This window comes from Clostridium hydrogeniformans DSM 21757 (genome assembly GCF_000686705.1).
GTDB classification, from domain to species: Bacteria; Bacillota; Clostridia; order Clostridiales; family Clostridiaceae; genus Clostridium_Z; species Clostridium_Z hydrogeniformans.
On the sequence record NZ_KK366005.1, the window covers coordinates 220,852 to 235,015 of the forward strand.

Consider the following 14,164-nt stretch of genomic DNA (forward strand, 5'->3'; position numbering starts at 1 on the left):
CTACTTCCTCATTTCTTTATACAGTTTTTTATTCATATCAATTAACTCTTGTAATTTTGAATTTGGAATATCAGGATAGACTCTTCTCAATTCCATTATATCTCTTGCAAGCAATTGTCTTGCATCGGTTATTCCCTTAGTACTTCTTGAAACTATTCCTCTGACTGGGTGTCTTTTTGTATGTCCTATTCTAGGAACATTTATTGCTGGTGCAGTCATTTCGTCATATCCATCAACTAATTTTTTCATCACAGCTTTTTGTCCTGCATGATGTGCATCTAGTCCTTCTACACCTTTTATATCCTGATAAGCACCAACCTGATACTTAGCTTCATCCACCCCCTTTTCTCCGAATAGCTGTAAATTCATAATCAAAGGAGCTTTACCCTCACCCTCAGAAGTTTTAATATCCCTTTGATTTAAAGTACGATTAAAGTTTTTTTGTGTTTTTATTTGCTTGCTTGAGTTGCCATTAAGTGACTTTGATTCTCCTACTCCTACAGTTGATGTTTTCACGTATGGTCTAGCCACCATCATAGCTGCTCCTATACCAAATGAGCTTACAGCAGTAAGCATATCTCCACCAAAATAATAAGCATCTTCTGATATTCCTATATTATCAGTAAAAAAACTTTTCATTTGATTAACACCAGTCATTGACTCATGTACCTCACTAGATCCATATATAAGAGTTGCTGTTCCAGCAAGAAACACTGGTATTCCAATCATAGGAACTGCCATTGATAAAAGCCCAGCTTGCATTGCACCTACACCTAATATACTTGATACTCCTCCAAATACTAATTTAGGTACATTAATATTCTTTGCGAAATCTACTACTCCACTAGCTACTTCTGTTGCTCCTACTTTTAATGTATCAGCTACTTTTTTAGCATTATTCCATTTTTTTACTACCGTGTCTTTTCTACTATTATATTCATATTTAGCTACAGCTTTTGCTACTTTCTTTCCATAGTTATAATTATTTTTTACATAGTTATATTCATTTTTTACTACATTTTTTATATACCTATAATCATTATTATTATTTAATACCTTTTTTACATAATTGTATTCATTTTTTATTACACTACCTAGGTAACTAACTTCATTTTTTATTACACTACCTACGTAACTAGCTTCATTTTTTATTACGCTGCCTACGTAACTAGCTTCATTTCTAATCCATGAAATTCCTTTATCAATCAATGAAGGCCAATGACCATTTTGATCATCATAAATCAATGGATTATTTACACAATAAGTATATAGATTTAAACTTAGTGGATCTGCTCCATTTCCCCTATAGGTGTCTTCTTGCATAAATCTTGCGGATTCTGGATCATACATTCTGCTCTTTAAGTAGTATTTACCTGTCTCTTCATCATACTCATATCCTGCATACTTGTATGGATTTTTTATATCCTCCTTAGATTCTAACACCTTTCCAAATGCGTCATAATAGTAACTTCCTACTATTTCACCCTTTTCATTTATAAGGTTTGTAACATCACCATGCCCATTATACATATAGTATACTAAATTACCTTTGTCTTTTCTCATCAATAAGTTTAATCCGTATACATTTTTACCTTTCTCTAAAGAAGTTTTATCATCTAATTCTAATATTATCTTATCACCTTCGTATAAGAAATGACTCTTTCCTTCTTTATTCTCCTTTGATACTCTTAGTCCATCCCCATTATAAGTATTCTTAACTAATACCCTATTCCCTTCTTTTGCTTCAGTTTGATTGTTTAACTCATCATAGGTGTATTCTGTAGTAGTTATATTAAACTTACTACTGTCATTACTTATGGAGGTGGATGTGGTATCCTTCAAGGCTGTAGCTGTAGTTTCTTTTATTATGTTTCCATTATTATCATAATCATAGTTTTTGAAACCTAAAACTACCTCTCCACTTTTAGTTACTGTACTTATTAATCTATTTCTTTCATTGTAAGAATATATTGTAACTGTTTTAGCACCTTTTTCAGTTGTAGTTTCACTTAATCTGTTTCCTGATTTATCATAAGTATAACCTACCTCTTTACCACTTGGCTCTGTTACTTTTAATATTCTATTTAACTCATCATAGTTATATTTAGTTAATCCCTTTTTATCAGTTTTTGAAATTATATTTCCTGATTTATCATGGGTATAGTTAAAGGTTTCTAGAACTTCCCCATTAGCTTTTTTATTAGTTAATTTCTTTAAGGCATTATTTTTATTATACTCATACTCTTCTTTTGATCCATCTGGATAGATTATATATTTTCTATTACCATTATTGTAATATTCGTAAGTAACTGTCTTACCATCAGCTATTACTTTTATTAATCTATCTGCCTTATTATAAACTTTTTTAGTTACGTTACCTTTAGGATCAATTGTAGTTTCCATGTAATGACCATTTTCTAATTTCTCATCATACACATATGTTGATTTACCTACTACTGGAACTACCTTAGATACTACCCTATTTAAACCATCGAACTCTCTTAAAGTGGTACCCGTTGCATCCTTCATGGAAACTTGATTTCCATTATTATCATAGCCAAAAGTTATACTTAATTTATCAACAGTTTCTGATATTAATCTTCCATGAATATCATAAGTGAAATTCGTGATTTTACCATTTCTATCTTTTCTAGTTTTTATATTTCCATTAGGATAGTAAGTAAATTCTTCACCAATGTTATTTTTTCCGTCTTCTTTACCAGAAAATGATTCTAATATCTTTGTCTTCTTATTAGCAACATTATATGAGAATGTAGTCTTATTACCATTGCCTTCAATTTGTTCTATTAGGTTTCCGTTATTATCATAGTTATAGATAGTTAATTCTTTTTTAGGATTTAATGTTGCCTTTAATCTATTTAGTTCATCATATTGATAAGTGTTTCTATTTCCATTTCCATCAGTTTTATAATCAATATTTCCTAAACTATCATAGCCAGTAATAGATTTGTTTCCTTCTCCATCTGTAGTTGAAACCAATCTATTATTCTTATCATAATTAAAGGTCTTTACATTGCCTTCAGCATCTATTGATTTGCTTTGAGAATCGTTATTATAGTATTCTAACTTTTCTACTAGGTTTCCTCCACCATCATACTTTTCTATTAATCTTCCTAGATTATCATATTTATATGATGTTATATTACCCATATAGTTAATTTCTTTTATTAGATTACCATATTTGTCATACTCATAAGTTTTAGTTTTTATAACTGGCTTTGAAGGAATACTATTATCATAGAATTTAACAGTTTTAATTCTGTTTAAAGAGTCGTACATGTATTCAGTAACATTTCCATTACCGTCTTTTTCATATACCTTATTTCCATTATTATCATATTTAAACTCTTTTGATATTTCGTTCTTACCATTAGAATCAAGCTCTATTTCTTTAAGTATTCTTCCATCACTGTCTAAAATATATTTATGAGTTTTTCCTAAGCTATCTTGGTTAAATACTTCATCCCCATAAATATCATATTGATATACTATTGTGTTTACAGAAATAGTATTATCTCCTGGGAATGTTATTTTTCCAGGTTTATTTAAACTATTAATTTCTATTTTAGTTTCGTTACCATTTCCATCAAATTTAGATATAACATTGCCTAGTAAATCGTACTTATATTTTTCGATTTCAACAAGTTTATTATTTAACATAGCTTTCTTGCTTATTAAATCACCTAAATTATTATATTCAAATGTAAACACATGATTTTTAGAATTAGTTTCTTTTATCTTTTTTCCTAATCCATCATATTCATAAATATAAGTATACTTTAAGTTCTTAGACTTATCTTCTGGATCTAATACTCTAATTAATTGGTTATTTAAATCATATTCATATTCTCTTCCATAACCTGAATTAATTTTTTCATATAAAGATTCTCCACTACCATGAGCAAACCCTATGGCATCTAATTCTTTTATTTTGTTTCCTTTTTTATCATACTTATATGCTTTTTTAACAGTTGAAGTACTCTCTTCGCCATTTACATATATGACATTTAATTCCGCTACTACATTACCTTTATTGTCATATATATATCTAATACGACTGTCAGGATTATTATTAGCTGTTTCCTCAAATAATCTCCCTTGTAAATCATAGTAATATCCTTTTACTTCTCCATTAGCATTAGTTTTAGATTTTAAAAATCCTCTAGAATCATAAACAGCTGAAGTTGAATTTCCATTGCCATCTATAGAAGTTGTTACACTTCCATTCCAGTCATAGACCTTTTTAGTTTCTATTACTTTAGAGTTATTGTCTTTATCTATTAGAGTTTTTCTAACTGAAGTTTCTCTATTAAGGTTATCATATTGATAATTAGTCTCTTTCTTTTTATCTTTAACTTCTTTGACTAAGTTTCCATTATTATCATAAGTATATTCTGTAATAACCTTTATTAATTTATTATCATTTATGTTGTTACCATAAATATCTCCAGCTTTAAAATACTCAATACTTTTAACTGGTTTCCCTAAATAATTATTCTCATATTCTAAAACTATTTTTTCATCTTTATCACTAATACTTGAAGTATTTTCATCATTAAGATTTTTCTCTTTTAAAGATATATTCTCTAAATAAGCTAATATATTTTTATCTGTTTTTTCTTTTCCAGTAAAATTAAAACCTATATGAGCATTTTCAATTCTATTATCATTTAAAGTTTTGAAATAATATATCTTCCTTGTGTTATCAAACTCTACAGGAATTTCTTGTCTTAATATCCTGTCTCCTTTGCCATCTATATACGCAATAATAAAGTTTGTTTTATCTATATTACTTTCTTTTAGTCCTTTAAATTCTAATACATAATTAGTGTCTCCCTTGATTCCAACTTTACTTTGCCATAATCCACCTTCCCCTTTGTCATTGATGGATACATATGCACCATTATTTGATTTTACTTTATCATAAGTACTTACTTTTCCGTGTACCCACCAGCTCTCATAATTCTTTTGTAATGAGCCATTTTTAAGTAATTCTTTCTGATTAAGATTATTACTTTTATCATATTTAGTTTTTAAAGTAATTTCTTTAGATAAGTTATTAGCTTCATCATAATAGAACTCAGTTCTTCTTCCTTCTTCATTATATTTAGCTTTTAACTTACCATTTTTATAATAAGAATACTCAGTACTTATAAGATTAGTAGGTTCTTGAACTTTTTTTACTAATTCTTTTCCTTGTACTTCTTTTATCTTATTACCATCTCTATCATAATAGAATCTTTCATAGATATAGAGTAGTTCATTGTTTTCTTCCTTAACAGGAGTTAAGACCTTTATAATCCTATTAATTCCATCATACTCATAATAGGTTATGCTTTGATCTTCATTGACTTTATAAGCTTTAGTACCATTTAAATTGTAATAATGTTTTGTCCTTACACCATCTTCATCAATTTCTTCTACTATACTGTCCCTAAAGTCATAAATATGCTCTGTAACACTGTACTGATTAGGTTGGCTATATATTGTCTTTATTACCTTGGTTTTTGAACTCTTATTATATTCATATTCAACATAATATGAATACTCTTCAAGTAATACGGGCTCAGAATTATCATTATATTTAACATATTTTCTAATTACTCTACCCATTTCATCATATTCAAATATGTTGTAAGATCCATTAGATAATTTTGAACTTTTAATATTACCGTATATATCATAAGTGAACTCTGTTATATAACCTTCTTCATTAGTAATTGATTTTACCTTATCATTATTGTAATAAATATAAGTTTTCCCTTTAGTTTCTTTAAACTTGTCATATAGATCTGGAGAAATTTCCTTTACTTTTCTTCCATAGATATCATAAATGATTTTACTCTTTGAACCATTGCTATAAGTAGTTGATAATAAATTACCTTTCTTATCATACTCATATTGAGTTTTAAATTTATTACCTACAACTTCTTCTATCTTATGTCCAAAGTTATTATATTTAATATCTACAACTTTTTTCTCCTCATCAATAACTTTTTTAATGTTTCCAAATCTGTCATATGATATTTCTTTTACTCCACCTTCTGGACTTATCTTTCTTTTTAGTAATCCTTTAAAATTACATCCCATTGCTTTAAGCTCTTCTGGTGAATAATATTCAAATCTTTCAATTAAAAAGTTATGATCATCAAAGTTATTATACTCATCTGTTCCATTTATAGGTTTAACTATCTTAATAATGTTAATCTTATTTTCATCATAGATATAGAAAGTTTTTTTACCAGATTCATCTATTTCTTTGATTAAATTATTTTTATCATCATAGAAATTTTCTTTTACTCCACCTTCTGGATTTATTTGTTTTACTACATTTCCTTTTTTATCATACTCATAGCTAGTAGTATTTCTATTTTTATCTATGATTGATTTTATCTCTCCCAAAGCATTTATACCATTTTCATCTAATACATATTCAATGTATTCTGATGTGCCATCAGGATTAACATTAACTACTACATTCATAGAATTATTATAGTATACCTCTTTAAATCTTTTATTTGAGTCTGTTATAGTTACTATTCTATTACTATTATCATAAGTGTACTCACTGTTACTTCCTAATTCGTCTGTATGAGTTTTAATTTTACCTTTATTCGCTGCATCATCATAATAAGTAATAGTTTCTATAAGTTGTCCATTTTTATTTATAGCATTTAATCTACCTTCACTATCATAATCATAGGTTTCAGTAATATTTCCATTTAAATCTTTAACGCTCTTTAAAAGATTATTTGAATAATTATATACTATATTTCTTTCCTTTAAACCATTGATATTTTCTGTTATAGAAACTAATTTCCCGTCACTATAACTAAAATCATACTCCACTCCATTTTCATTATGGATTTTACTAATTTTTTTATCTTGATTATAAATTATTTTTAAGGAATTATTATTTTTATCCCTTATTTCAATTAAAGCATTATCATTAAAAATAAACTTATTATTAGTTTTTGCTGTTAAAATATATTGATTATTTATTTTTTCAAATGTATTTCTTGAATCTAAGGCTGTAAATGTATTATCACTATTTAGTTTAAAGCTTTGAACTCCTCCATCAGGTAATGTTACGACTTTACCTGGTATTTTAAAACTTGGGTCTATATCTTTAATACTACTTTCATAAGACAGTCTCCAACCTTTTCCTAAATATGTTCCTATATCCTTAGATCTAGAATTATATGTTCTATAGATTTCTATATTACTAACTGGAGATATTCCTAACCAATCAGTAACTTTTTTAGAATAGTTTCCTGTTGGTATATCTATACCATCTCCACCAAATTGTCTCTTAATAGCATAGTCAGTTTCATTAATATAATCGCTAATTTGCTTTTGATATTCATTTAAATTTATCGGTAAATTAACATAATTAGATTCCGCTAAATAATTTGAATAATCGACTTTCTCAGCAACATATACTCCTTTTCTAGAATCATCAGGCTTTCCTAATTGATTTGGTCCATATTTAGAGCCCCAATAATTGTACTGAGCAGTAATATTTTTACTAGAATTATTTTTAATAGCATATATACCACTTCTATATCCCTTTACATCTCCCCACATCCACCATGATTGCCTATCATTCTTAAATGATCCATTTTTAATTAAATCAACAGAATTTTCTTCTTTTAAGGATACTCCTTCTAAATAAGCTACTACATTCATATAAGTTGTTTCTTTTCCTCCAACATAAAAACCTACATTTGCATCGGCAATTCTATCATCATTTAAGGATAAGAAAGTATGTTTTTCATTTGTATTGTCCAGCCTTATAGGAATTGTCTGATTTATGAACTTATTTCCTTCTACCATTACTATAAAGTCTTCTCTTACATATCCTGTTTTTCCATTATGGCTTATCTTATACCAACCATTTTCAGAGCCTAATATTTGTACTACTGCTCCATGATTTAAATTTCCTACTATACTTGTTGATGTTGATGATCCACTTCTTATATTTAATCCACTTGATGGGTCTTTTAATGTTACTTTTCCTGACTTATCCAAATACTCAATAACAAAGGATATACTTTTTATATTAGTTTCTTTCCATCCCTTAAGTTCTAAAGTATAGTTAGTATTTTTTTTGATCCCTACTTTATTTTGCCATAAACCTCCAGTTCCATCGGTATCTATTGATATGTAACCACCAACATCTGATTTATATTTGTTATAAACATTTACATCTCCCCATGTCCACCAATGCTTATAGTTTTCTTGTAATGAACCATTCTGAATTAAATCTCTTTTTGGTAAACCATCCTTAGTTCCTTCTTCTTTTAGGGATACTTTATCTAAATATACTAATACATTCCTATCCGTTCTTTCTTTTCCTATAATATAGAATCCCACATGACCATTAACGATTCTATCATCATTTAAAGTTGTAAAAGTATGTTTTTCATCTGTATTATCCACATTCAAATTAATAGTTTGGTTTGTAAATTTATTACCATTATTGTCTGTATACTCAATCATAAAGGATATAAATTTTATATTTTCTTGTTTCCATCCCTTAAATTCTAATGTATATTTAGTATTCTTTTTGATTCCTACATTGTTTTGCCATAAACCTCCAGTTCCATTGGTGTCTATTGCTATATAAGTTCCTCTATTTGTTGAATTTTGATCATTTATAAAAGAATTACTTACTATTTTATAATCATCTGATGAATTAAAATCAATTCCAGATATCTTATAATTCATAATTTTATTATTTACAATATTAACATTTCCTTTTGAAACATTAATTCCTACATCACAATTTAAGAATTGATTTTCTAGTATATTTGTTTCTTTATTTGATACAACACTTACTCCAGTTTCAGAACCATCTATTATGTTTTTATTCATTAATAAACTTCCTGAATTATATACTCCAATCTTACCACCCATTATGCTAGAATCAAATATACTTCCTTTTCCTTCGTTATAAATACCAAAAGAGCTATTCTTTACAAAGAATCTATTGATATTAAATACACCATCTGGCAAAATTCTAATTCCTTCTGAGTTTTCCATGGTTGAATTACTTAATGTTAAGTTTCCATTATTAAGAATGCTGGAAGCTAAATCATTGTTTCTTTTACTGAAGTTTTTTAGTAAAACATTATTTCCTGTTAATACACCCTTATTGTCTATATAGATATAAGATGTCTTTTTCTCATTATCATCATTATTATCTATGTACTTCATAGGGTAGCTATTGTCATTAACACTAGTTAATATAATTTTTTCTGTTCCAGACCCATTTAATAAAAGCTGTCCACGAACTTCAAATAAAGGGTACTTAGAATTTATCCCTCTAATAATTACACCTTTACCTATTTTAAGATTTTTGTTCACCTTAAGTCCATTTCTTATTATATAATCATAGCTTCCTTTTTCAATTGTTGCATTTCCATCAATAGATAAATTGTTTAATACAATGGCATCATAATTATTTCCTGATAGCTTATTTATTTTCTTAGGATCTATAGGATTTATATTAGCGAATATATCTTCTTTATTCTCCTTTATGGTTGAACTTATAGATATAGCCCCTACTTCTGCTGACTCACTTGATTTTTTATCTAAGTTTGTTTTAACTATTTCATTGTTATTTATATAAATCTTTGAAATAAACTTAGAGTTTATATTTATTCCTGATATCTTACTTAAACTTATATGGTTATTAGAAATAGTTACATTTTGTAATCTATTTACATCACTATGGTCTCTATTAAATATTTTAATACCATAGTCATTTCCCTCCATAAAGTTGTTATCTATTAAAATATCATCTTTGTTTTTATTATTTTCTGCTATTTCAATACTAATTCCATTTGTATTGTTTAAAAATTTACTTTTATCAAGAATTAATTTCCCTGAATTTTTTTTATCTACACCAGTATTAAAGTTTGTAAACTTACTTTCTGATATTTTTACTTCATTAGCTGATTTAGTAGATATTGCTGTACTTGATTTTTTACCTTTATTTATTATATCTACTTTATTAAGGTTTAGATATCCATAATTATTTATAATATTATCATCATTTATTCCATTAGTTTCTATTATTATATTTTTTCCTTCTAATTTACCACTAATATTAACTAAAATCTTGGAATTATTATATGATGTTATCTTAATCTTATTTCCATCTTCTCCATTAGCAATTAATTTTCCTGAAATTACAATCCCTGATTCTATTCCCTCTTTATTGTTAAATAAAATCTCTACTCCTGGTTCTATTGTTAAAGTTGCATTTTCTTTGATTTCTAATATTCCATCAATACTTTTTATCCCATCTTGTTTTTTCCATATAGTATCTTTGTTTATATCTATATTATTTTTTGATAATATAGGAACAAATCCAACTATAGAATGAGCTCCATCTACTAAATTACCTGATATTTCACCATTTCTAACTTCTTTATAGGATTCTTTTTCTGTAAATGAAGTGTATTTTATTGAATATTCATGATCTACTCCATCTAACTTAACTCTTATGGCTTGAATAGTTTTTCCTATTTCTCCAGCCTGTTCACCATTAGACTTCCATGTTTGCCAATCCTTATTTTCTTTTATATAAACCTGATATTTTATACTCATATTTTTTAAAGGATTGTTTAAACTCAATTTAATTGCTTGTATAGGACTTCCAATAGGACCATATGCTCCATCCTGCTGGAAACCAGTCCACATCATTCTTCCACCAAAGAGTCCATAAGTTTCAACTTTTAAATTCATTTCCGTGCTCTTAGGTAATCTTTCAAAAGTTCTTTCCTCACTTATCATAGTACCGTCATTTCCAAAAGCTTTAGCTACAATTTTGTGAGTTCCTTGAGATATGTTATCTGTATTTAACATATATGAAAATCCGCTTTTATCACCATCTAGGTATCCTGGAAATTTCTTATCCACATGGAGTTTTGCTTCATTTATATGTGCATTACCTACTAAGTTTCCATCTACATGTATCTCTACTCTATTTATTCCTGAAGCATTAAGTGCCCAACCGTGTATTAATGTAGCATTATTTATTTTACTACCATTCACAGGAGCTTCTATATCCATAAGTGGTTTTAGTTTATTTATTTTAATTGTTCTTAAATCATCTAAAGTTGTTCCATCATTACCTATAGCTCTAGCTAATATCTTATGTTCACCTGGTGCTATTTTTGTTAAATCAAGAGTATATCCAAATCCGCTTTTAGATCCATCTAAATATCCTGGGAATGTTTTATCTATATCTAATCTTTGTCCCCCAATATTTGCTTTACCTATAAGCTTACTATCTACATATATATCAACTGATTTTACTCCTGATGGATTTAAAGCCCATCCTCCAATAGAAATTGTTTTAACATCTTTATTTTGAGTAATTTCTAATCCTTCTTTAGGATTTTCAACATACATCTTTAACGGTAACTTTTTTATTGTAATATTAGTTGTATGCTCTAAAGTTGTTCCATCATTGCCTACGGCTTTAGCTGATATTTTGTGTTGTCCTGCTGACATATTTTTTGTATCAAGAGTATATCCAAAGCCACTCTTATCTCCACCCTTATATCCTGGGAATGTTTTATTTACATCAGCTCTTTCTCCACCAATATTAGCCTTACCTATAAACTTATCATCTACATATATACCTACTTCTTTTACTCCTGATGGATTTAAAGCCCATCCTCCTACATAAGTAGTGTGATGTGTTACTTCAGTTCCTCCTTTAGGAATCTCAAGACTCATTCTTAAAGGTAACTCGTTTCTTATCCCCTCACTATTTATTATGTATCCATCTACTATGCGGTTGGTAGCCATTCCGTTATCGTCAAAATAGTACCAATTCTTCTTTCCATCACGCTCTAAGTGGTGCCATCCATAGAAAGCTCCAAAGCCCTCGAAAAAGTACCAATTTTTCTTTCCATTACGCTCTAGATGCTGCCATCCATAAACTAATCCAGTACCGTCAAAATAAAACCAATTTTTCTTTCCATCCCACTCTAGATACTGCCATCCAGAAACTAGCCCTTCACCATTAAAGAAATACCAATTTTTCTTTCCATTCCAATCTAGAGAGTGCCATCCATAAATCAGTCCATCTCCATCAAAGTAGTACCAATTCTTCTTTCCATCCCAATCTAGAAATTGCCATCCAGATGCCATTCCATCATCATTAAAATAGTACCATCTATTTCCATTATTCCAATATATCTTTGTCCATCCCTTGGCCTTAGAGCCGTTACTGTGATAGTATTGCCACTTATTGTTCTCCATCACCCAACCGCTCTTTGCTGATATAGATCTAGCGACTCTGGAACGTCCAGTTGTAGGCTTTATTGAAGATGTCTCTTTCGTTTCTATGTTAGTTCCTATATTATTTTCAGAAGTTTGTTCTTCTATCTTGTTTTCAATAGGTTTTGATTCTACTTTACTGCCAATAGTTTTTTCTTCTATACTATTTTCAGCAGACTCTTCTTCTGCCTTGCTTTCAGTAGTTTTTTCCTCTACTTTACTTTCAGTAGACTTGTCTACTATCTTGCCTTCAGTAGCTTTTCCTTCTACTTTACTTTCAGTAGCCTTATCTATGGTTTTGCTTTCAGTAGTTTTTACCTCTACTTTACTTTCAGCAGACTTGTCTACTGTTTTGATTTCAGTAGTTTTTCCTTCTACCTTACTTTCAGTAGAACTGTCTACTATCTTGCTCTCAGTAGCTTTTCCTTCTACTTTACTTTCAGTAGCCTTATCTACGGTTTTGCTTTCAGTAGTTTTTACCTCTACTTTACTTTCAGCAGACTTGTCTACTATATTGACTTCAGTAGTTTTTCCTTCTACCTTACTTTCAGTAGCCTTTTCTCTTGGATTACTTCCAGTAGTTGTCTCTTTTGAATTTATTTTATCCTCTACAGGATCTAAGTTATTATTTATACTGTTACTTAGAGTTTGAAATAAATTAAATAGTTCATTTTCTTTCTCTTTTTCCTTTATAAGGCTAGTACTTTTAGTAAAGTACTTGCTATTTAATATTATTAATTTCTTACTCTTATCTTTACTATTTATTATTTTTGAATTTTCGTCTTTAAACTCTGACTTTAGATACTTTTTTTCTTCCCCATTGTAAGTAGTAACTCCAATATCTTTACCTATTATGACTTTTTGATTTTTAATGACCTTATCAATTATGCTTGAATATATATTTGATTTTTCTTTATTTATAGGTATTTCTACTCTTTCTCTTAAATATCCGATTTCATCTATAAAATAAGTTTTATCTGTAACTGAATTTATCTTACCTAAAACATATTCTCTATCCTTTTCAGCTACCCAAATACCTTTCCCCTTAGGAATCTTGTTAAAATAATCAGATATGCTATCTTTATCTAGAGATGATAAAGTGTTAGCGATTAATCCTGCATAAGCTATAGATAAATCATCATTGTGAATATTAAATTGATTCTTATTAACATTATTTGATTCTTCATCTTTATCTTCTGTTATATTATTAGAATCATCAATAACCTCAACATCAATCTCATCTTCATCAATACCCTTATTAACATCCCTATTAGATTTATTAATTCCTAGACTATTAATATCTAATGTATTTAATTCTTTTAATATACCTTGAGAATCTTTAAAACTAAAGTTTTTATTGTCTTGATTTCCATCCATAGACTCTACAATATGTTTTGGGGCTGGTACATAAAATTCTTTTAACAAATGTGCCATTGATCTATTATCAAATAATTTGATTTTGTAATAGTATTCTTCATGCTCTTTTATATCTTTATCTATATAGGTGTTTCCTTCTAACTTAGAAGTAATCTCACTGTACCCCTTTTCCGTTGATACCTTTCTTAAAATACTAAAGCTATTTAAATCTGGCACTTTAGTCCATTGAAGTTTAATCTCACCTCCATTTCTTGACCACTCTATGGATATGTCTTGGTTTATATTATTGAGATTTTCGTCCAATATAATTTTTCGATTTTCAGCTTCATTTTCACCAGTTTTTATTGAATTATATTCAGTAGCTCTAGTAATGTCTACAAAGCAAGTGCTCAATACAACAAAAATCATAAAAAATGATAACATTCTGGTGATAATTGAAAAGCTTTTTTTATCCAAACTATCCCTC

At 28.4% G+C, this 14,164-nt stretch carries 1 protein-coding gene; it reads right to left on the reverse strand.

Annotated elements, in window-relative coordinates; genetic code table 11:
* The gene (locus BR69_RS0118155) at positions 1-14,154 is read right to left on the reverse strand and encodes an RHS repeat-associated core domain-containing protein (protein ID WP_027634477.1); all 14,154 of its coding nucleotides are present in this window, start codon (positions 14,152-14,154) and stop codon (positions 1-3) included.
* Positions 14,155-14,164: the final 10 nt, after the last annotated feature.